This window comes from Pantoea eucalypti (genome assembly GCF_009646115.1).
GTDB classification, from domain to species: Bacteria; Pseudomonadota; Gammaproteobacteria; order Enterobacterales; family Enterobacteriaceae; genus Pantoea; species Pantoea eucalypti.
In genome coordinates, this window is the sequence record NZ_CP045721.1 from 421302 (window position 1) to 442440 (window position 21139).

Annotated in this window: 16 protein-coding genes; 8 read left to right on the forward strand and 8 right to left on the reverse strand. The window is 53.2% G+C overall.

Going from position 1 to position 21139, the window contains the following annotated elements; translation table 11 throughout:
* Positions 1–36 precede the first annotated feature (36 nt).
* Both EE896_RS20825 and EE896_RS20830 read left to right on the forward strand, forming a co-directional pair.
* Positions 37–420 (forward strand): response regulator transcription factor, encoded by a 384-nt coding sequence (locus tag EE896_RS20825; RefSeq protein WP_003855179.1) that lies wholly within the window; start codon positions 37–39, stop codon positions 418–420.
* Positions 420–5960, forward strand: a complete 5541-nt coding sequence (locus tag EE896_RS20830) for a trifunctional serine/threonine-protein kinase/ATP-binding protein/sensor histidine kinase (RefSeq protein ID WP_140915714.1) — start codon at positions 420–422, stop codon at positions 5958–5960. Before EE896_RS20825 ends, EE896_RS20830 begins: the two co-directional genes overlap by 1 nt.
* A 28-nt stretch (positions 5961–5988) precedes the next feature.
* On the opposite strand, the gene EE896_RS20835 is transcribed toward EE896_RS20830, so the two are convergent.
* Positions 5989–6609 (reverse strand): response regulator transcription factor, encoded by a 621-nt coding sequence (locus EE896_RS20835; RefSeq protein ID WP_140915713.1) that lies wholly within the window; start codon positions 6607–6609, stop codon positions 5989–5991.
* Positions 6610–7442: 833 nt separating this feature from the next.
* Between EE896_RS20835 and fdhF the strand changes: the two genes are divergently transcribed.
* Positions 7443–10415 carry a formate dehydrogenase subunit alpha gene (fdhF, locus tag EE896_RS20840; protein ID WP_140915712.1) on the forward strand — a complete coding sequence of 991 codons (2973 nt, stop codon included), beginning with the start codon at positions 7443–7445 and terminating at the stop codon, positions 10413–10415.
* Positions 10415–10900, forward strand: coding sequence for a helical membrane plugin domain-containing protein (locus EE896_RS20845; RefSeq protein WP_140915711.1), 486 nt, complete (start codon positions 10415–10417; stop codon positions 10898–10900). The genes fdhF and EE896_RS20845 overlap by 1 nt, the downstream gene beginning before the upstream one ends.
* 16 nt (positions 10901–10916) lie before the next feature.
* On the opposite strand, the gene EE896_RS20850 is transcribed toward EE896_RS20845, so the two are convergent.
* Positions 10917–11327: a GFA family protein gene (locus tag EE896_RS20850; protein WP_140915719.1), complete on the reverse strand. Its 411-nt coding sequence runs from the start codon at positions 11325–11327 to the stop codon at positions 10917–10919.
* Positions 11328–11528: 201 nt separating this feature from the next.
* Here EE896_RS20850 and uilS point away from each other — a divergent pair, with 201 nt between their 5' ends.
* Complete coding sequence (gene uilS / locus EE896_RS20855; RefSeq protein ID WP_003855169.1) at positions 11529–12389, forward strand: UilS family quorum-quenching N-acyl-homoserine lactonase; 861 nt, start codon at positions 11529–11531, stop codon at positions 12387–12389.
* A gap of 177 nt (positions 12390–12566) precedes the next feature.
* Here the strand turns inward: uilS and EE896_RS20860 are convergent, their stop codons facing one another.
* From EE896_RS20860 to EE896_RS20880, 5 genes are all read right to left on the reverse strand, one after another.
* Entirely contained in the window at positions 12567–12728 is a 162-nt protein-coding gene (locus tag EE896_RS20860; protein ID WP_003855167.1) for a hypothetical protein, read from the reverse strand.
* Positions 12729–12779: 51 nt separating this feature from the next.
* Positions 12780–13421: a DUF1109 domain-containing protein gene (locus EE896_RS20865; RefSeq protein ID WP_003855164.1), complete on the reverse strand. Its 642-nt coding sequence runs from the start codon at positions 13419–13421 to the stop codon at positions 12780–12782.
* Positions 13408–13962 (reverse strand): sigma-70 family RNA polymerase sigma factor, encoded by a 555-nt coding sequence (locus EE896_RS20870; RefSeq protein WP_003855162.1) that lies wholly within the window; start codon positions 13960–13962, stop codon positions 13408–13410. Before EE896_RS20870 ends, EE896_RS20865 begins: the two co-directional genes overlap by 14 nt.
* 71 nt (positions 13963–14033) lie before the next feature.
* A complete protein-coding gene (locus tag EE896_RS20875; RefSeq protein WP_003855160.1) occupies positions 14034–15275 on the reverse strand; it encodes a protein-disulfide reductase DsbD family protein in 1242 nt (413 codons plus the stop codon).
* Positions 15276–15299: 24 nt separating this feature from the next.
* A complete protein-coding gene (locus EE896_RS20880) occupies positions 15300–15863 on the reverse strand; it encodes a peroxiredoxin (protein ID WP_003855159.1) in 564 nt (187 codons plus the stop codon).
* 360 nt (positions 15864–16223) lie between these two features.
* Here EE896_RS20880 and EE896_RS20885 point away from each other — a divergent pair, with 360 nt between their 5' ends.
* Both EE896_RS20885 and EE896_RS20890 read left to right on the forward strand, forming a co-directional pair.
* A complete protein-coding gene (locus EE896_RS20885) occupies positions 16224–17432 on the forward strand; it encodes an aldose 1-epimerase family protein (RefSeq protein ID WP_003855157.1) in 1209 nt (402 codons plus the stop codon).
* 251 nt (positions 17433–17683) lie between these two features.
* Entirely contained in the window at positions 17684–18778 is a 1095-nt protein-coding gene (locus EE896_RS20890; protein ID WP_140915710.1) for an alpha/beta hydrolase family protein, read from the forward strand.
* On the opposite strand, the gene EE896_RS20895 is transcribed toward EE896_RS20890, so the two are convergent.
* On the reverse strand, positions 18684–19757 hold the full coding sequence (locus EE896_RS20895) for a helix-turn-helix domain-containing protein (RefSeq protein WP_080601082.1): 1074 nt from the start codon (positions 19755–19757) through the stop codon (positions 18684–18686). The genes EE896_RS20890 and EE896_RS20895 overlap by 95 nt on opposite strands.
* Positions 19758–20352: 595 nt before the next feature.
* Between EE896_RS20895 and EE896_RS20900 the strand changes: the two genes are divergently transcribed.
* Positions 20353–21123 carry an ABC transporter substrate-binding protein gene (locus tag EE896_RS20900; RefSeq protein ID WP_008924679.1) on the forward strand — a complete coding sequence of 257 codons (771 nt, stop codon included), beginning with the start codon at positions 20353–20355 and terminating at the stop codon, positions 21121–21123.
* The last annotated feature ends 16 nt before the right edge of the window (positions 21124–21139 follow it).

Consider the following 21139-nt stretch of genomic DNA (forward strand, 5'->3'; position numbering starts at 1 on the left):
CATGCCACGCGGTGAGGCGTTCCAGAGGATACCTGCATGACGTTTCCCCAGCGTATTGTCATCGTCGATGATGAACGCGCGGTCCGCAGTGGACTGAGCAATCTGTTGCATTCGGACGGCTACGTAACCCGATCATTTGAATCCGGTGAGGCATTACTGGCCGATGACGATGCGCTGGTTGAGGCGGGTATGCTTATTATTGATGTTGGCCTTAAGGGCATGTCCGGGTTTGAGCTTTTTACCCTTCTCAAGGCGCGGGCTGATCTGCCGCCGGTAATTTTTATCTCGGCAGATGTGGAAGAAACCACGCTGTGGTATGCCATTGGGCTCGGGGCCATGACTTTTTTGCGAAAGCCCATTGATGTTGATACGCTGCTGACACTGATCCGATGCGAGTTATCTCAGGGAGATGTGCGCTGATGAGCCTTCTTTCAGTTACTTCCCTGGAGAGTGATGACGCAGGGATCGCGATTGAAAATTTTGACATCCTGATGCCGCTGGCACAGGAGGGATGTCTTCTCTGGATGCTGGCGCGCCGCCAGTCGGGTGAGTCACTGATCATCGCCACGGGTAAAAGTGACGACGTCACTTTTCAGGCCACCCAGCGGCTCAAAAATGAGCGTGCTCTGGCTGCGTATCTGTCACCACGCTGGGCCATCACCGCCACCGGCACGACCCGTTATCTTGATCGTTATGCGCTGATTTATCCCACCTTCCCATTTCGCACCCTGGCTAACAATCTTGCTACGCCTCCCGAAAAAATCGCCGATTTCCTGCAGGTGGCATTGCAGCTTTGCTACACGCTGGGTCAGGCACATCATCAGGGCATCGTGCACGGGGATATCAAGCCAGGCCATTTTTTTATTACTGACGATGGCCGGTTCCGGCTGGGCGGGTTTGGACTCGCCTCCCTGGCGGCGCAGTCGGCTGAGAAAAACAGCCTGCGTGCCTCAGGCGGCACGCTGGCCTATATGTCCCCTGAGCACACCGGTCGCACGCCACATCCGGTCAGTAGCCTCAGCGATCTCTACAGTCTGGGCGTGGTGTTATATGAGTATCTGACCGGCAAGCTACCCTTTGGCTCACCTGACGCAGGTGAAGCAGAGTGGATTCATCATCACATCGCCAGCGCGCCCCGGCCAGCTGAACAGGTCAGAGACGATGTGCCGCCGATGCTCTCGGTGATTCTGCTGCGCCTGCTGGCAAAGTCACCCGCTGACGGTTATCAGAGCGTGCAGGGGCTGATGGCCGACCTTCGCCGCTGTCAGGCCACATTGACAGGTGAAAACACCATTGAGCCGTTTACGCCCGGACTGCAGGAGCGTTTTAACACCAGTTTCCGGCCTGAGACTCTGTTCAGTCAGCATCCGCAGGCTCGCGTATTGCTGACGACGCTGGATACGGTCATCCGCACTGGAACACAGAGCCTGGTGATGCTCAGCGGTGTGCCTGGTTCGGGTAAGTCCGCGATTATCGCGAGCGCCCTGAAAACCCTGCAGCACCGACAGATTTTACTGGCCGCCAGCAAGGCCGATCAACATTCGCCGACCGCACCCTTTGCCGCTGTGGCCTCCGCGTTTCGCACGGTCACGCTTTATCTGCTGGGGTTGTCAGCGCCAGAGGTCAGAAAATGGCGGGGCCGGTTGCTGCGTCTGCTGGGCGGCTATGTCGATTTAGCCATTGAGCTGGTGCCTGAATTAAAACAGCTGCTCAATATTGGGAATTTACAGCCAGTAGCGCGCCATGCACTGGACGCCCGCGAGCAGTTCACGCAGATGGCCTCTTCGCTTGTTCAGGCTTTCGCCACGCCGGGCCGTCCGCTGGTTATGCTGATTGATGACGTACATTGGGCAGACCCTGCCACGCTGCAACTGCTGGAAAACCTGATAACCCGAAATGAGCATTTGCCCTTTATGCTGGTGCTCGCCTTTCGGGAGGGTGAATCAATGCCCTGTCCGATGATTGCCGGATTTCTGCTGCGCATCAGGGCCGCCGCACCGCGGGTAGTGGCGCTGACGCCGCAGCCGTTGAGTGTGAAACGCATCGGCCGCTGGCTGGCGCAAATGCTGCATACCCGTCCTGGCGGTAATCGCGAGCTGGCGCAGATCCTTTTCGAGAAAACCGGTGGCAATCCCCTTTCGATGCAGGAGTTCTTCCGGCAGGCGGTAGAGGATGGGGTGATTAACTTTCGTCAAAATCCGCCGAAATGGCATTACGACAGTCAGGCGCTCATGGCGCGTCGTTACACCGACAATGTGGCCACGCTGGTGTTAAGCCAGCTGGCACGGATGCCAGAGACCACGCGGCAGCTCATGGGTTCGCTGGCCTGTTTGGGGGCCAGTGGCGAGCTCTCGCTGTTAGGTCAGCTGAGTGCGATGCCTGTGACGCTGATTCAGCAGCAACTTGAACCGGCTGTCAGCGGTCGTTTTGTCACCCTGACCGGTGGGCACTACGCGTTTACGCACGATCGCGTGCACAACGCGGCGTTATTATTGCCTGACCTGCGGCAGCAACAGCATCTTCATCAGCAGGCAGCGGTCTGGCTATCCGCAGCGGTCGCAAGCGGGGATAACAGTGAGACGCTGTTCCGCGCGGTTTATCACATTGGGATGATTGCTGAGCTGCCACTGACTGTGACAGATCGTGAACGTTATTATCCTCTTTGTCTGCGAGCCGCGCAGGCGTCGAAACGCGCCGGAGATTACCTCTCAGCGCTGCGCTATCTGCGCACCGCCCAGCGACTCAGCCTGCGAATGGTGACCGGTAATGACTTTATGCTGGGCTTTGATGAAGCGGAGTGCGAGTTTCTTAACGGTAATCTCACGTCAGCGCAAACGCTCTGTACCCGGCTGCTACGTGAGCCAGGCACGCTCAGTGAAAAATCAAAGGCAGCCTGTCTTTCTGCTGAAATCCATATGCGTCAGTCTGACAACCATCTGGCGCTGGAAACTGCGCTTGCCTGGCTGGCAGTGTTTGGTGTGCATCTCAAAAGGGATCCGGATGACGTGGAGATCGACGCCGCCTGCCTGGCGATTCGGGCGCGAATCGGCGATTCACCGCAGGATACGTTGAACCGGCTGCCGCTTAACAGCGATCCTGATGTTGAGTCGGTGCTAAACCTGATGGCCAGCACCATATTTGTCTCCGCCTATGACTGCCCAAAGCTCCATTTAATCCTGGTCTGTCAGATGCTGCAGATGACGCTGGACCACGGCATAACCGGTGCCTCTGCGTTTGGTCTGGCCTGGTTCAGCGTGCTGACAGGAGAACGGTATCAGACCTGGCATTTTAGTTATGCCTGCGGTCGGGTGGCCCGCGAGCTGGTGGAGCGGTATGACTTTACCCGTTATAAAGCTCGTACTCTGCTGCCGCTGGATCAGGTGGGGATCTGGACACAGCCGCTGGACGTCGCCATTGAATGTGCCCGTGAAAGTTTTCGCGTCGCGGTGAAGTATGGCGATCGCTCTTTTGCCTGTCTTTCGTTGCGTCATCAAATCATGAACACGCTGACACGCGGCGATCACCTGGAGTCCGTGATGACCTCACTTGAGCGCGGACTCGCCTTTACGCGTAAAACGGGTTATCCCGACGTTGAGAACGTGCTGCTGATGCAAAAGCAGCTGGTGATGCAACTGCGTAACAGCAGTGGGTTCAGAGCAGGCGAGCGCGACCAGGCTTTGCCGCTGGTGGCCGGCAGTGAGCCAGGTCCGATCTCCGGCCATAAGGCGATGGTGCAGTTCTGGGCGGGCCTGTATCGGGGAATGGCCCATTACTATGCCGGTGAATATCGTGATGCGCTGCGCTGTCTGGAAGAAATCCAGCCATTGATCAGCGCGGTGCCTGCTTATATCTATATGATGGATATGCATTTTTATACTGCACTCTCCCTGAGTCAGCTGTCTGAAACCACTGATAGCAGCGCGCTGCGCATTCATCTCGACAAGTTTGCTGGCTGGACGGAGCTTAACCCCGGTTTATTTGCAGACAAATATGCCTTGCTGAGGGCAGAGTGCGCCCGGCTTGAGGGCGACACGGGTGAGGCGCTGAAGCAGTATGAAAATGCAATCCGTCTTTCCCGGCAGTCTGGATATCTGCACATTCATGCGCTGGCCAATCAGCTGGCGGGCCGCTACTGCAAAGCCTTGCAACTCGATACCGCGGCAGATGCCTACATCAAAGTAGCAATGACAGGCTGGGACAACTGGGGAGCGCAGGCGATGGTGCGCCAGCTGGAGCAGCACTATCCGCACCTGGCCGCACCGGTGCAAAACAGTGCGCTGGCGACGATTCCGTTTACGCAGGATGCCGCTTTCTACGATCTGGAAAGCGTGCTGACCGCCGTGCGCGCTCTGACGGAAGAGATCAATCTTGATCGGTTGATTTACACCCTGATGCGGATGCTGCTGGAGCGGGCGGGTGCCCAGCGCTGTCGCCTCATCCGGATTCTGGATGGCAACCTGCCAGAGACACAGGCCTGGGCAGAAAGCACGGCTGATGGCGTGCGGGTTCAGATTGTCAAAGAGCGGCCTGACGCAAATGACCTGCCGCTATCGGTGCTGTCAGCAGTGATCCGCACGGGTCAGGAGATTCGCACCAGTAAACCGGAGGTATTCAGTCCGTTCAGTCAGGACCCCTATCTGGTGGCTTCAGGCGCGGCGGTGCTTTGTGTGCCGATGTTCAGGCAGGCCAACATGGTCGGGGTGCTCTATCTGGAAAATCGCCTGATGCCCGATGCGTTCACCGCTGAGCATTCCCACATTGTAAAAACTCTGAGCGCGCAGGCGGCTGTTTCCCTGGAGACGGCGCGACTCTATGCGGAACTGCTGGAGGAGAACAACCATCGGCGTCGGGTTGAGAAACAGCTGCGTGCCAGCAAGACTTCGCTGATGCTGGGCGAGAAAATCAGTCATACCGGCACCTGGCGCTGGGAAGTGGCCGAGGACATGATGATAGTCTCTGAAGAATATGCCCGGATACTGGGGCTGCCAGCCGAACAACATGGACTGTCGATGGCAGACTTCCTGACCCGCGTTCATCCTGATGATTATGAATCAATCAGCGAACTGGTGACGCACAGCGTCAGTCAGGGACGCAGCATGCAGGCAGAGTTTCGGGTAATCAGGTCAGACGGTGAATGTCGCTATATCAAAGGTATTGGGGAGCCGGTAAACAATTTCCCTGAGGTGAAAGAGTACTTTGGCACCATTTCAGATATCACCTCGCAGCGTATGGCGGAAGACAGTGCGCGCATGGCGCAGGCGGACCTGGCGCGTGTTACGCGCGCCACGACCGTCGGGCAATTGACAGCCTCCATCGCTCACGAAATCAGCCAGCCGCTGATGTCTATCGTGGCCAATGCGGGTGCCAGCCTGCGCTGGTTGAAGCGTGAGCCGCTGATGCTGGAAAACGCCAGCAGCGGTTTAGATGAGATTATTAAAGAGGGCAAACGTGCCGGGGAGATTATTCGCGGCCTGCAGGCGCTGACCCGTAATCATGAATCGAGCTTTGCTTTGGAAAACCTCCATCAGATCGCCCGTGACATTCTGGCGCTTTCCCGTGTAGAGCTGGAACGGCGGGGAGTCTCGCTGGAACTTAAATTCAGGGCTGCTAAAGCAGAGATTTTCTGCGACCGCGTTCAGATCCAGCAGGTGCTGCTGAATCTGGTGATCAATGCGATCGATGCTATGTCCGACGATCTGCCGCGCGCGGCACTATTGCGCCTGACGTCAGAGAATCCCACCCCAGATACGCTGCGGTTTGAGGTGCTGGATAGCGGCTGCGGATTAAGTGATGACGTGCGGGAACGGCTTTTTGAGTCATTCTATACCACCAAAAAAAGCGGTATGGGCATGGGATTAACGATCAGCAAAGGGATCATCAAAAAGCATTCTGGTGAGTTAGGCGCAGAAAACCGGCCGGAAGGTGGCAGCCGTTTCTGGTTTACTCTGCCATTGGGTTGAGCGAGAGGAACAGGTCGACTGCCGGGTTTCAGCGGCGTCGGCTATGTTCAATATTGAGCCGCTCTGCCGCCCGCACCAGATCGGTGAGCGAACGCGCATTCATTTTTTCCATTACCCGTCGCTTGTGGACTTTAGCCGTAATTTCACTGACGCCCATCTCTGCAGCAATCTGTTTATTCAACAGACCGCTAATCGCCAGCAGCATCACCTCGGATTCACGCGGCGTCAGGGTCTGATGCCGCTGCACAATTTCCCGCCGTTCCTGAGAAGAGGCCAGATTCTGCTCTGCAATCTTTAAGGCTTCCGCGACCGCCTGCAAAATACGCTCAGGTTCGACGGGCTTAGTCAGGAACTCATAAGCGCCAGTTTTCATCGCCCGCACGGTGACCGGAATGGTCCCGAAGCCGGTCAGGAAAATCGTGGGAATAGCATAGCCACGATCGATCAACGCCTGGGCGACATCAAACCCATCTGCGCCAGGCAGATTAATATCCAGAATCAGGCAACAGGGATGGGGCGTTAACGCGTGAGACAGGAAATCATCAGCTGAAGAGAAAGAGATAACCGTGTAATCGTCGGCGATGAGGAGATTAGTGAGTGCAGAAGTCACCGCGGCGTCGTCATCAACGATATATACGATGGAATTCATAAAGACCTCATTTCAGCCAGCGTTTTAATGGTCACGTAATTAAGGATAACGCGCAAAAAGACCCGGATAAAAGAGCATCGGGCAGGGTTAACAGGATATTACCATAACGAAAATCATTATCATCTTATAATTAACAGCTTGTTAAATTTCGGATAACTCACTGATTGAAATGGCTAAAATATACACTAATTACCGTGGCGTGGCTCAGGGCTTTCCGGGTAGAGAACCCAAACGTTTTTATTAAAACGCCATATCATTGCAATGTATTCATGATCGGATAATGGCCAGAAGAACTGTGCAGGTCAGGTGCGTAATTAATCCCTAAGGTGATCAAACGGGTTAAACCGTTTCAGCATGCCTTAATACCCAGGTTTAGTGGAACGGCACTGAGTGGATTCAGATATTAACTGGTACAAATTCCAGAGGGATTCGATAGTGGATTAACCGACAGGTTTAATGAGAGAGAACCAGGTTAATGATGATGTTTGTACGGGGTCAGAAAGGAATATCAAGCTGCTCACCATATAGTTACAACATACAAATTATTTCATAGTTAACCTTATCATCAGCCATCGGGTGCTTATCGCTTAGCAATACAAAAATGCCGATAACGGTGATTCCTGCCGTCCTGCCGTAAGGGAAAACATGACGTGGTTCACGTGGTAAGAAGTCATTACATTTAAAAAACCCTTAACAGTCAGTAAGTAACCCTGATAAGCGTAGCGGTATTCATGGCGCGGCTGCTAATCCTCACTAAGCTTGTGAAGCAACCCTCTAAATTCAGGGATATTTTTCCAGCAGGACGCTATTCGCAATGACGCCATGAGGCTTATATGAGTGAAAATTACTGCACCATTCTCTTTAATGGTGAACGGTTAAAAGGGTTAGCTAATCAACCGCTAATCGACTTTCTGGATGCTCACGGGAAAAAACTACCTCATGTCTGTTACCACCCGTCGTTGCCGCCGCTGCAAAGCTGTGATGTCTGTTGGGTGGATGCCAATGGCGAGCGGGTTCGCGGCTGCACGCTTCGCACTGAAGAGGGGCTCTCGGTACAGAGTGAAGGTACTGCGCTGAGGGCCGCGCAACAGGAGGGAATGGATAGACTGCTCAACCGTCACGAGCTTTACTGCACCGTCTGTGAACACAACACCGGTGACTGCACGCTGCATAATACCGTGGCTGATATGCACATTCCGATTCAGTACTATCCTCATCAGCCCAAACCCTACGCCAAAGATCACTCTAACCCGTTTTATACCTACGATCCTGACCAGTGCATTTTATGCGGTCGCTGCGTCGAGGCGTGCCAGAATGTGGAGGTCAATGAGACACTCTCTATTGACTACACCCAGGCACATCCCCGCGTGCTCTGGGATGGCGGCACAGAAATCGCCGGTTCCAGCTGCGTCAGCTGTGGACACTGCGTCACAGTGTGTCCGTGTAATGCATTACTGGAAAAGACCATGCAGCCTGATGCGGGTCCGTTCACTGCAATGGATGAGGGGTTGAAGCGCCCGCTGATTGATTTTGTCAAAACGATGGAAAACAGTATTGGCATGGGGCCGATTACTGGCGTCTCCAACATCGATGTGGCGCTGAGGCAGTCGGAGATTAAACGCACTAAAACGGTCTGCACCTATTGCGGCGTGGGCTGCAGCTTTGAGATCTGGACCCGCGATCGTCACATCCTGAAAATTCAGCCGGTGGCGGACGCGCCCGCTAATGGCATCTCTACTTGTGTTAAGGGTAAGTTCGGCTGGGATTTTGTTAATAGCCCGGCGCGTCTGACGACGCCCTTGATCCGCGAAAATGGCCGGTTCCGGCCCGCCAGCTGGGATGAGGCGTTGCAGCGGGTAGCTGAAGGATTGCAGGGCATCGCGCAGAATTATGGTGGCGATGCGATTGGCTTTATTGGCTCCAGCAAAGCCAGCAACGAAGAAGCCTATCTTACTCAGAAAATCGCCCGCTTAATCTTCGGCACTAACAATGTCGACAACTCCTCGCGCTATTGTCAGAACCCGGCGACAGAAGGGCTGTTTCGCACCGTGGGCTACGGCGGTGATGCGGGAACGATAAAGGATCTGCAGGAGAGCGAACTGATTGTGCTGGTCGGCAGTAATCTGGCCGAGAACCATCCGGTGATTGCGTCCCACATCAAACAGAGCCACAAACATCGCGGTCAGAAACTGCTGGTTGTCGATCCGCGTCGTCATGAAATGGCGGAACGGGCGGACTGCTATCTGCGCATCCGACCTGGCACGGACCTGGTCTGGGCCTCGGCGATGGCGAAATATATGTTCGACCACGGTTATGCCGATGATGCGTTTCTGGCACAGCGGGTTAATCAGGTAGAAGAGTATCGCACCTCGCTTGATACCTTTACGCTCGACTATGCCAGCGAGATTTGCGGTCTGAGTGAAGCCGAACTCAAAGAGTCGGCGGAGATGATCGGACACGCGGGTAGCGCCTGCATATTGTGGGCGATGGGGATTACCCAGCACAGCCACGGAGCAGACACCAGTACCGCGCTATCGAATTTGCTGCTGGTCACCGGCAACTATGGTCGGCCTGGCACGGGCGGCTATCCGATGCGCGGTCACAACAATGTGCAGGGCGCCAGTGATTTCGGCTGCCTCAGCAATCGCTATCCGGGCTATGAAAAAGTCACCGACGCGTCGATCCGGGAAAAATGGGCGCGCGCGTGGGGCGTCTCTCCTGATGCGCTTTCCGATAAGGCTGGCGCCGATAACTTCAAAATGGTGCAGCAGGCCGGTGAAGGTAAAATCCGTGCAATGTACATCACCGGGGAAGAGACAGCGTTTGCGGATGCCGACGCCACATCGGTGCATGCCGCCTTCAGCAAGCTGGAATTTATGGTGGTTCAGGACATCTTTATGTCGCGTACCGCCGAATTTGCCGATGTCGTGCTGCCCGGTGCGCCCAGCGTGGAGAAAGAGGGCACCTTTGTGAATACCGAGCGGCGCATTCAGCATTTTACTCCTGCCATGAAGCCACTGGGTGATTGTCGTCCTGACTGGCAAATCTTTACCGATCTCGCGGCGCGTCTTGGACATCCATGGCATTACCCGAATCCCGGCGCGATTATGGCCGAAGTGGCGGGCATTGCAGAGATTTTCGCGGGTGTGAGTTATGAGCAACTGGCAGGCTGGCAGTCGCAACTCTGGCCGGTTAACGCTGAAGGTGAAAGCACACCCCGTCTCTATACAGAACGGTTCAATTTCCCGGATGGTAAAGCGCGCCTCTATCCGCTGAGCTGGCAGCCGCCCGCTGAGCAGGAGGATGCCGAATACAATCTGCTGCTGAACAATGGCAGAATGCTGGAGCATTTCCAGTCAATGAATCAGACCGGGCAGGGTGGCCGCATGATGTCATTGTCGCCTAATGCCTTTGTTGAGATCTCACCGGAACTTGCAGCCTCGCGCGCGCTCATTGAAGGTGAGTGGGTACGGATTACCTCGCGTCGGGGATCGCTGGATGTGCCAGTGGTTATTACAGACCGTGTGGCGGGTAACGTGCTGTTCATGCCAATTCATCATGGTACTGATGGCGTTAATGCACTGACTGGTGAACATCACGATCCTGACGTCAACACGCCCGCTTACAAAGAGATCGCTGTCAACATGACGCGCGTCGATCGACGCCCGCAGCCTAATCCGGTGCCGCTACACAATTTCCGTCATGGTAGCCGAACACCCCTGGATCACCTGCCGATTGAGCAAAAATGGCAGCAGGCAGGTTATCGTGAACCGCCTGAACACGTTGAAAAACCGGAGAAATTTTAATGGCAGAACGGATGAAGTATCAGGTCCCGCCCACACGCACCGAGCCCACTGCCCGGGAGGCAATGGACGAGTTGCTTGAAAATCTCCACCAGCAGGGTTTTCTGCGGGTGGCGAACGATCTCGTTAAATCAAATAACGACGTGGGGAAAATTCTGGTCTCAGGTCTCAATCAGCCCGGCACCCAAAATGCGCTGCAAAACCTGTCACTGTTGATGATGACGCTGGGCAGCGTGCCGCCAGAGCGTTTTAATCACTTACTGCTGGCGGTGCGTGATGCTGCAATGGCCGTTAAGCCGGCTCGGGATGAGGCGCGGCAGGAAAAAGCCGCGCCGGGCATCCGTGGCATCATCCGCTTACTTAATGATGAGGATCTGTGGCGTGGACTGCGGCCACTCTTCGCGGCACTCGAGGTTTTCTCTCAGCAGATTGACCGTGAAGAGGAGAAGCCAATCACACGCTTTAGCGGCAAGCCCAGCCGGGAGTAGTAAAGGCAGCGGTGATTCAGGATTGCGTGGGGGTATAGACCAGATGACCGGCTACACCGCCCGCGCCGCCATCTTTAGGGTGGTTGATACCATCAGAGACCGACACATCCGTGAAATCAAACGGTGAAACGCCCTCAAGACAGGCGACATTAACCCCAAACTGATCGGGCTGTGAGCGGCTCTGATGAAAAGTATAAATGCCGCAGACGGAGCAGAAGTAGTGGCCCACCTCTTTGCTGTTGAAGCGATATTCTGTGAGGTGCGCTTCACCCTGCGTCAGCTCAACGTTGGTTGCAAACACCACTACCGCGCCGCGCATCCGGCAAAACGAGCAGTTGCATCGGCGCACCGTGTTAAAGCCATCCTTTAGCGTCACCTTATAGGCAACGGCACCACAGTGGCATTGCGCTGTCATTTCATTCTGCATCATGATCTCCTGTGTAATGAAACACCCAGCTTTCAGCCTACGCCAAAGCCCGGGTTTTAGCAGCATCGGAGGCGGATTTGTCCGCATTTCAGACAAAAGGTGTCAGCAGTCTGATCTGGATCTAAGTAAAAACGGTGGGGATGTGAAAGGGTGCTAGCTGAATTTTCTGACCTTTAACCTCAGCAAGGAGCATGACTCACGATGGAATTATCTACCCACACACTGCCGGAAGGCATTGTGCTGACGCTGCGTCAGCCCACAGCGACCACTAAATCCCCGGTGATTATTCTGTGTCACGGCTTTTGCGGAATCCGTGAGATTTTACTGCCTGCGTTCGCAGAGGCGTTTACCCAGGCAGGTTTCGCGACACTGACATTTGACTACCGTGGATTTGGTGACAGCGAAGGCGAGCGGGGTCGTCTGGTGCCTGCGATGCAGATCGCTGATATTCTCTCGGTCATCACATGGGCAAAACAGCAACCGGCGCTGGACCCGAGCAGAATAGGTTTATGGGGCACGTCTTTTGGCGGATGTCACATCTTTGGCGCGGCAGCGAATAACCCGGATGTGAAATGTGTTGTCAGCCAGCTCGCCTTTGCGGATGGGGAAGAGATTGTCACCGGGCAACTGGACGCGACGGAGAAGGCGGGCTTTATTGCTACGCTGGAGAAGATGGATCAAAAGCGGCAGAACAGCGGCAAAGAGATGTTTGTGGCCATTACTCGCGTGCTGAACGATGAAGAGTCAAAAGCGTTCTTTGAGGAGAACCGGCATAAGCATCCGAAAATGGACATCAAAATCCCGTTTTTAACCGTCCGGGAAACGCTGCACTACAAACCCGCGATCAATGCCGCGAAGGTCACCTGTCCGACACTGGTCGTGGTCGCCGGTCAGGATAGCGTGAATCCGCCGGAACAAGGGCGTGCGCTGTTTGATGCGGTCGCCGCAACCAATAAGCAGCTCTTTGTGGCCGAAGAGGCCCGTCATTACGATATTTACAGCGGTCAGCACTTCGCGTCTGTGATAAAGGTGCAGACGTCGTGGTTCGCGGCGCATTTGTAACCTGAAGCAGGCTCGCTTCTGCGTGGTGTTCGCTGACCTCTGTCGCGCGCCGGCAGGAGCGAGTTGATTCCGTGCTGAACATTGCGCAGGTTCACACCCCTCTCTTCAGCCTCAAACACCTCATGCCGTTGTTTATCACGCTTTTATTCCACGACCCGCGTTGCGATTTCATGCCATTTAGCCACGATAAATCGCGCCGTTAAAACCGGTCAGCCCGGCCTCCGGATTCATGGCACAGCCGCTAATAAATGCCTGATCAGATAGAATTCCCGGGATCTGGTCGATCGCGGTTTGTCCGACCGTGCCGTCCGTGATCTTCTGTCTCTGCCCGCCCGGCATAATCCTGACGGAAACCTGATTGAGTTGGTTGCAGAGTAATAAACAAAGTCATTACTTTCCCAGCTGAATCCAGCGGCGTCCGGCCAGCACCGTCAGCGCCACAATAGTAATGCCTGCGGCCAGATGCATAGAGAAATCAATAATATGCAGATGAGTGTCATGACACAGCGACAGCAGCATTGATGAGGTAAACGCGCAGCCGCAGCCGCTCAGCGCGAGACTGCGCGCGGGATAAAGTGAACGGGTGCGTTTCAGGGCGATCACCGACATCAACATCATCGGCACGCTGGCCGACAGCATAAACAGATAGCAGTGTATCCCCTCACCAAACCGACCAGCACCTGCTGGCGGGGCTTCAGGTGACATATTGATCAGATTTAGCCCCAGCCACAAAACAGCCAGCAGTAGCGGCCAGCGCGGACTGATCGGTTTCCTGCCTGCAATGCTCAACGTAAAGGCTGCCGCAAGTGTGCTTCCCGCGATGATGAGAGACAGCAGTACGGCAACCAGCGCGAAAAACGCGCCGGGCTGCGACCAGTCAGTAAACCGGCTGTGAAACGCCCAACTGGTCAACGCGCCACAAGGGAGGGCAAGCGCGATCCAGCCCGCGACGCGCCAGGCCACAGGCCAGACGCGCTGCACCGGCTGCGCAGAGGCGCTGAGCTGATCAATTAACTGGTCATGATTTCTCATGCACACCCCGTCCATATTTTCTAAGATTGACCATTGCGCGATGCAACAGGGATTTAACCGCTGAGAGAGACTGATGGGTTTCAGCAGCTGCCTGCGCCAGACTCTGCTCACGCAGATGTACGGATTCGACAATCTCCCGCTGGCGTAGCGGAAGGATATCCAGATAACCGGAGAGGATATCGTTATCAGACTGGAGTTCACTGCTTTCAGCCGGGCGTCTTTGCAGCGCTTCCTCATCCTGTACTTCCTGACGTCGACCATGCTGACGCAACGTATCAATGGTCCGTGCAGAAGCAATTGCTGCAACCCAGGGCAGTATCGGGCGCTGCGGATCGTAGGTGTGGCGAACCCGATGGATCGCCAGCAGCGTCTCCTGAATCACATCTTCGACTAGCACTTCGTCACGGATTTTTTTGCACACTAATGCACGGATGGCCGGAACCATCGCTTTCAGTAACTGGTTATAGGCTGCTCTGTCGCCCGCCTGCGCCCGTGCCATCAGGGCAGGCCACTGCTGTGCGCGTGGATCAGTCTCTGACATTCGTCATCAGCAGTTCAGCACACAGTGACAGTGGCCTGGAAACGTCCCAGGAAATCGCTTAGTCAATCGTCTCAGGTTTTCTTTCCTTTTTCCGTTGCCTGATCGAGCGCTGAAATGACAATGCCCGGCGTCAGGACCTGCGGTAGTACTACCGGTTTTCCGCCGTCAGCCGGGTAGACCACGTAGAGCGGCAATCCGCCGCGTCCGAAATCACTCAGCGCCTGTTCAACATCAGGATTATATTTGGTGGAGTCTGCAACCATGTAAATGGTATTCGTCCGCGCCATTGCGGCCTTGACCGCCTGCGTCGAAAGTGAAGTGCGATCGTTTACCTGGCAGGTAATACACCATGATGCCGTAAAATTCACCAGGATAGGCTTGCCCTGACCTTTAATCGCGTCGACATTCTGCGGCGACCAGGAGACCGTCTCTGCAGCCTGTGAAGCGGTTTCCGTTTCAGCAGGCGCGCTGGCAAAACGGTTCAGGTTCAGCAAAGGCACGACGACGAGTGCCAGGAAGAACACAGTTGCAACATGCATTACAACATGGCGCTGTCCCATCATACGGCGTTTCTGTGCCATGCCATACAGCCAGGCGGCAAAACTAAACAGCAAACAACAGACCAGAATCGCCGCCAGCGCTGCCGAGCCTGCCTGACGTTCCAGAACCCAAATCAGCCAGCCCACCGCGCCCAGCATAGGAAACGCCAGGCCCTGTTTCAGCGTGATCATCCAGGCCCCCGGTTTAGGCAATATGCGCGCCAGCACCGGGAAGAACGATATCAGGGTAAAAGGCGCAGCAAAGCCCAGCGCCAGCGAAATAAAGATAATGAGACTAATCAGCGGAGGCTGGGTGAGGGCATAACCCACCGCGCTGGCCATGAATGGCGCACTGCAGGGCGTCGCAACGATGATGGCCAGTGCACCGGTCAGGGCTGAACCCATTAACCCTGCACGATTGCCGCCCACTTCGCCAACGCGTTGAACCGACAAGCCGACCTCAAACAGACCGAGCAGATTCAGTGCTGAACCGAGCATCACCAGAATTAACGCGGCGATGACCAGCGGCGATTGCAGCTGAAATCCCCACCCAACGGACGCACCACCCGCTCTGGCCAGCAGTAATAGTGCTGCCAGGGCGACCATCGTCAGGACCACGCCCAGCAGAAATGCCAGGCCCTCTGCGCGGGCGTGAGAGGGCGATTCGTGATGGCGGATCAGGCTCAGTGCTTTCAGCGAGATTACCGGAAACACGCAGGGCATGAGGTTCAGAATAATGCCACCCAGAAAGGCAGCTGCAATCGCAGTCAGCATGATATACCTGCTCAGAAGATGAAGTTATGCCGGATTGGCCTGACGATATTTTTTAACAGCATCCATCGCTTTCTGAATATGCGTATCAGGATTTTTGTCGGTGAAGCTCAGCAGAATCTTGCCATCCGGCGCGATCACATAAGAGGTGCGGTCGGACAGTTTCTGACCTTTCATCTCCATGGTGCTTTTGTATTCAGCCGCCACTTTAGCGCCAGGATCGGCTGCCACGGTGAATTTGTCACGGCATTCCAGCTGAGAGAATTTAGCAATCTGATCGGTATTGCCGGCAGTGACACCAATCACGGTCGCACCCTGTTTTTTAAATTCATCGGACGCTTCGGCAAAATCATGCGCTTCAAGCGTGCAGCCAGCGCTGAACGCCGCCGGGAAGAAGTAGAGTACAACCGGGCCTTTCTTCAGAGCCTGCTGCAAAGAGAAGGTGGTCGATTTACCCGCCAGTGCGGCGTCGAGTTTGAAGTCTGGCGCTTTTTCACCGACCTGTAACGCCGCAAAGGCAGATGTTGCCGGAACACTCAGTGCCAGCAGCGTAGCGACGGCCAGGGTTTTCAGGGTGTTTTTCATTGGCATTTCTCTCTCCATTGACGAACAGACGGGGTTGCCTGACGTCTCTGATAAAAGGTTCGTTCAAAAATGGAAAAAGTTGCGGGGTTTTGAAATATTTTTACGATTTATTCGATTTAGGTGGTCTGGCTGAAAGGGTCAGGGAAATGCTCACAAAGCTGAATCGAATACAGCTAAGTCCGGATTTAACATTAAATTGGTCGCGATTATTCCTTTTTGGCTGCTTAATTATGTGATTTAACCCGCATTTATTCCTCTGGACGTTGCCGATTTACCGGCAGGTGAGCGTCGTCACGTTTCTGGTGAGCCTCAACCAGTAAATTCCGCTTAACGTATGAAAAAACGATTCAGCAAATGAGGTAAATAATGAAAATTAAACTGGCGTTAACGGTAGTAGCGGTTCTGGTTTCTGGTTCTGCAGCCGCAAAAACATGGGTGCTGACGAGTGCTGAACAGGGCACAGATCAGGGAAACTGGCAGATTTCCAGTAGTGAGCTGAAGTTTCAGGGCAAGCCGTTCAGCATCGAGCAAAAAGTTCTGCACGGCGGCAAACAGGAAGGCAGTAAAACGCTGACGATTCGCAGTCAGGATGGCCTGACTATCACGCTCAGTCCCACCCGTGGCATGAACCTGCTGCGCGTCGAAGGCTTTGGTACGCGTATGGGCTGGGATTCACCGGTCAAAGAGGTGGTCAATCCTGCTTACATCAATCTGGAAAGCCGCAACGGCCTGGGCTGGCTGGACGGTTTCAATGAAATGATGGTGCGCTGCGGCTACGAATGGACCGGTCATCCGGTGACTGACCAGGGCCGCATCTACACCCTGCACGGTAAAGCAGGTAACACGCCGGTTTCACAACTGGAAGTTGAAGTGGCAGATGCAGCGCCCCATGAAATCCGTATTCGTGGCCTGATTAAAGAGAGCACCTTCAAGAAAACCGATTTGCAGACGATGACCGAACTGCGTTACGTGCCAGGCAGTAACAGCTTCAGCCTGCATGATGTGTTAACTAATCACGCTGACTATCCGCACGATTACCAGATCATCTATCACAGCAACTTCGGTAAGCCTATTCTTGAAGAGGGTGCACGTTTCCTGGCACCGATGTCCGGCATCAGCCCGTTTAATGATTACGCAAAAGCCGGATTAAAAGACTGGCAGACTTACAAAGGGCCGACCAAAGACTTCGATGAGATGGTATTCAACATCAAACCCCTTTCTGACAGTAATCATCAGACCGTAGCTGCAGTGATAAATAAAGCCGGAAACAGCGGCGCATCCATTCAGTTTGATACCCGCCAGCTTCCAATGCTTACGCTGTGGAAAAATACCGACACCTTAAAACAGGGCTACGTGACCGGTATTGAGCCGGGCACCAGTTATGCTTATCCGGTCACGATTGAGCGCGAACAGAAACGCGTTAAGCAATTGCAGCCCGGTGCCAGCACCTCGTTTGATCTGACCTATACCTTGCTGCATAACAGCCAGCAGGTGAATGACGTTGAGAAACGCATTAAAACTATTCAGGGTGATACAAAGATTGATGTGAGTGAGACGCCGATAGCGAAAGAGTAATAGCAGAACGCCCCGGCATATTGTGTCGGGGCTTTTTTCAGGAGAGGGTCAATGATTTCTGTAACTTCATAATTACTACTGCTGGAAGATTCTGACCCGCCATGGTGTATTGTCGCCGCTATCAAGTTTGGATGGCTGCATAATTAACCGCCATTTTTGCACTTTTAAAGACCTGGATCGTGTAAAAGGACGCATCGGTGCCTTGCTGCCCGTTATTAATAGGGCTCATTCATCACAGCAGGGCATTCATCATGTTGTTCAGAGCAGCGTTTATCGCATTATCGGTTTTAATCATCTCTTTGCAGGCTCATGCAACGCCAGGCTTCCGCCAGGTGACATTAAAAGGGGATCAGGGAGTGCCCCTGAACGTAGCCGTTTGGTATCCGGCGGCGGTGCAAAAAGGAGTCAGTGAAACGGTTGGAGGGAACGCCGCCTTTGTCGGCACGGACATTATCCGAGATGCTTTACCCGCATCTGGAAAACATCCACTTTTACTCATTTCACATGGGTTTAATGGCAGCTGGAGGAATCTCTCCTGGCTTGCTTCAGCAATGGCCGCGCAGGGATATATTGTGGCTGCACCTGATCATCCCGGCACGACGACTTTTAACCACAATCCTGAAGATGCCAGAAAACTATGGCGGCGCCCTGGTGAAATTTCACGGGTAATTGATTTCGTCAGTCAATCTTCAGAATTAACTGGCACAGCAGACCCGGCGCGCATAGCTGCAGCAGGTCATTCACTTGGCGGATGGACAGTCATGTCGCTGGCTGGTGCACGTTTTGATCCGTTACGCCTCCTGCATGACTGTCAGCGACACGTACTTCGCGGAGACTGTAAACTGACAATCAGGCTTGGAATAGATGACGCTTCAGCCCGCAACGTTTTTTTATCTGACTGGCAAGATAAAAGAATTAAAGCCGTCGTGTCACTTGATGCTGGTTTAGCACCAGGTTTTACGCCCGTAAGCCTTAGCAAAATTAACATACCCGTACTTATTCTGGCGGCAGGCAACGGTATGGTGGGCGAACTTCCAGCGCCTGAGGAATCTGAATATCTTGCTAATCAAATGCGTGTATCATTGCGGAAATACATCCTCATTAAAGGCGCAACACACTTCAGTTTTATGCAAATATGTAAACCCGGTGCAGAGAAAATTATTGATGATGAATCTCCGGGCGATGGCATTGTTTGCCATGACGATAAGGACGCGGACAGAACCGCGCTGCATCAGACGATAACGACTGAAATTACAGTTTTTCTGAATTCTGTACTGAATTATCAAGCGCCTGCTGGCGAAATAAACGCGGGGAAAGTCCTGAAAGCCGCTGAAACTCACGATTAAAATTCGATTTAGTCATAAATCCGGACTCCAGCATGATATGGGTAACGGGTAATGATGTGCTAAGCAGGAGTTCTTTTGCCCGTTCAACCCTGAACCCATTGATCCACTGAGAAACGTTGCATTGTTTGACAGAGTTAACCGCTGCAGAAAAATTGCGGGCGGGTACGCCGGTTTTTCTTGCCAGAAGAGCCAGGGTCAGATTGGGATCAAGATAGAGCTCAGATTCATGGATCTTTTTTTCCAGCACAATATATAACTCAGTCATATCAGCTGCTGGCGCTTTTTCATCGGTGGTATCTTTTTCCTGCCTGATATCTGGCTCAAATTGTTGATGCGAATTTATGAAGTTGTAAATAATCACACCAACAATCGGTAAGAGCAAAAGTTGAGTGATGAGAATTATTAAAGCGGCATGCTTTCCGCCACTGATATCAAAATCAATTGCGATGAGAAGATCTGTCAGTGCCGACAGGCAGAGAAAGCTTCCTGCGAAGAACGTCAGGCTAGCTTGCTGAGGGATCTCTTTCAGGCGATTGAATTTTAGTTTTTGCTCATTCACAAAAGCTTTTTTGAGCAGTCCAACGCCGTAGCTGAAAAAAAGCAGGCTGAGAATGAAGTCAGTCACAGGAGCCCAAACCAATCTGATCGCCAGCGATACGAGGACTGGCACAATCATGACGAATAAGTCATGTTTGCGTTTGTTGTCGTTAAGTGGGACAAAAGTGTGCCATGCAATCGCAGGTAATAGCATGGCCATAACAGACTGCAAATCCCTCAGAAAGTGAGAATCGTATTCCCAGCGAATGGTATTCAGTGAAACCAGGATGATGCAGGCCGAAAGGAAACGCAGTGCGCCGTTATTGCATGGTTTGCCAGAAAAGACTGTTGCCATCAGCAAAAATAAAGCAAGCAGGGTAATGACAGGAAAAGGCACTGAGAGCATAGGTACAGAACCAGAGCTGTAAATTTCCTGAATCATTACATAATCGACCACAAGTTGTCTTGTCTGGCCTTGGATGTTAAGTAAGGTCCTGACTAAGAAGAAACCGGCCTTAGTCAGTTTTGAACGTCATTGAGCTATTCAGGTATGGAAGGGTAACAGGAGTCACGCTGGCATCTGTAATTTAACATAAGATAGATTGTGCGCATCAATGGTATAGAGGCAAAGCTGACCTGGCCATCCTGGGCAACCTGCTGATAACCCCCGAACATGAGCTCTGAATGCCCTCTGAAAAAGATTCGTTTTTAAATCCTACTTTCTGCGTAATCTATCTGCTTTGGTAAATCCGCTGCTGCCTGACAAAACAAACCTCTTCTAAAACCAGAATTCTGAATCAGAGCTTTGATTTTTGCTGTCGCCTGACCTGAGCAGGCCCAGACCCTCATCCCGATTTATATCTGAAATTACCATCAGCATTAAGCAAAATTTAACGCCGCACAAAGATTCGCTAACTCACTTAATATTATAAGATTTTACTCTGGATGAATGCTGCTTATCTCTGGTGGGAAATGAACCTGCATGTTATTTGATTAAGGTGTCGTGCTTAAATTCACCAGCCTTCGGAAAATAAAACATGAAAAAGAGCTTATCTCTCGCATTACTGTTTTCGCTTACCGCATTCACCCAGGGTGCATGGGCACAGCAAACGCTGCGCTTTGGTGTGGACCCTACATTCCCGCCGTTTGAATCTAAGGCGGCTGATGGGTCATTACAGGGTTTTGATATCGATATTGGTAATGCCATCTGTGCTCAGGCAAAGGTGAAGTGCCAATGGGTGCAAATGGGTTTTGATAGCAGCATCCCTGCTCTTCAGGCGAAGAAATTTGATGCCATCCTGTCGGCTATGTCGATGACCGATAAGCGCCGTCAGCAGGTGGCGTTTAGCGACATGTTGTATAACACGCCAAGTGCCCTGCTGGCGCCGGCTGACAGCAAGCTGACGACCGACGTTGCTTCTCTGCGCGGTAAGACCATCGGTGTGGCTCAGGGCACCATCCAGGAAACGTACGCCAAAACTAAATGGGAGTCACAAGGCGTCAAAATCGTCTCGTATCCTAATCAGATGGAAGTCTATCCCGATTTGGTCGCCGGACGTCTTGATGGCAGCCTGGCGAATGCGGTCTCCGCTGAACAGGGATTCCTTACCTCACCGGAAGGCAAGACGTACGCCATTAAAGGAACACTGGTGGATAAAGTCATTTTTGGTGATGGCGTAGGTATTGCGTTACGCAAAGGCGATGAAGCGAATCTGAAGATGATCAACACGGCACTGACTGAGCTTCATAAAAACGGAACTTATGATCAGCTCACTAAAAAGTACTTTAAATTCAAGGTTTATCCCTGATTACTGTTGTGTGACG

Coding starts and splice junctions, on each gene's coding strand:
- EE896_RS20860 (WP_003855167.1), bottom strand. CDS start 12,728: ATGCCGGGCGGGCAGAGACAGAAGATCACGGACGGCACGGTCGGACAA.
- EE896_RS20885 (WP_003855157.1), top strand. CDS start 16,224: ATGAAAATTAAACTGGCGTTAACGGTAGTAGCGGTTCTGGTTTCTGGT.
- fdhF (WP_140915712.1), top strand. CDS start 7,443: ATGAGTGAAAATTACTGCACCATTCTCTTTAATGGTGAACGGTTAAAA.
- EE896_RS20865 (WP_003855164.1), bottom strand. CDS start 13,421: ATGAGAAATCATGACCAGTTAATTGATCAGCTCAGCGCCTCTGCGCAG.
- EE896_RS20845 (WP_140915711.1), top strand. CDS start 10,415: ATGGCAGAACGGATGAAGTATCAGGTCCCGCCCACACGCACCGAGCCC.
- EE896_RS20850 (WP_140915719.1), bottom strand. CDS start 11,327: ATGCAGAATGAAATGACAGCGCAATGCCACTGTGGTGCCGTTGCCTAT.
- EE896_RS20825 (WP_003855179.1), top strand. CDS start 37: ATGACGTTTCCCCAGCGTATTGTCATCGTCGATGATGAACGCGCGGTC.
- uilS (WP_003855169.1), top strand. CDS start 11,529: ATGGAATTATCTACCCACACACTGCCGGAAGGCATTGTGCTGACGCTG.
- EE896_RS20830 (WP_140915714.1), top strand. CDS start 420: ATGAGCCTTCTTTCAGTTACTTCCCTGGAGAGTGATGACGCAGGGATC.
- EE896_RS20835 (WP_140915713.1), bottom strand. CDS start 6,609: ATGAATTCCATCGTATATATCGTTGATGACGACGCCGCGGTGACTTCT.
- EE896_RS20900 (WP_008924679.1), top strand. CDS start 20,353: ATGAAAAAGAGCTTATCTCTCGCATTACTGTTTTCGCTTACCGCATTC.
- EE896_RS20895 (WP_080601082.1), bottom strand. CDS start 19,757: ATGATTCAGGAAATTTACAGCTCTGGTTCTGTACCTATGCTCTCAGTG.
- EE896_RS20870 (WP_003855162.1), bottom strand. CDS start 13,962: ATGTCAGAGACTGATCCACGCGCACAGCAGTGGCCTGCCCTGATGGCA.
- EE896_RS20880 (WP_003855159.1), bottom strand. CDS start 15,863: ATGCCAATGAAAAACACCCTGAAAACCCTGGCCGTCGCTACGCTGCTG.
- EE896_RS20890 (WP_140915710.1), top strand. CDS start 17,684: ATGTTGTTCAGAGCAGCGTTTATCGCATTATCGGTTTTAATCATCTCT.
- EE896_RS20875 (WP_003855160.1), bottom strand. CDS start 15,275: ATGCTGACTGCGATTGCAGCTGCCTTTCTGGGTGGCATTATTCTGAAC.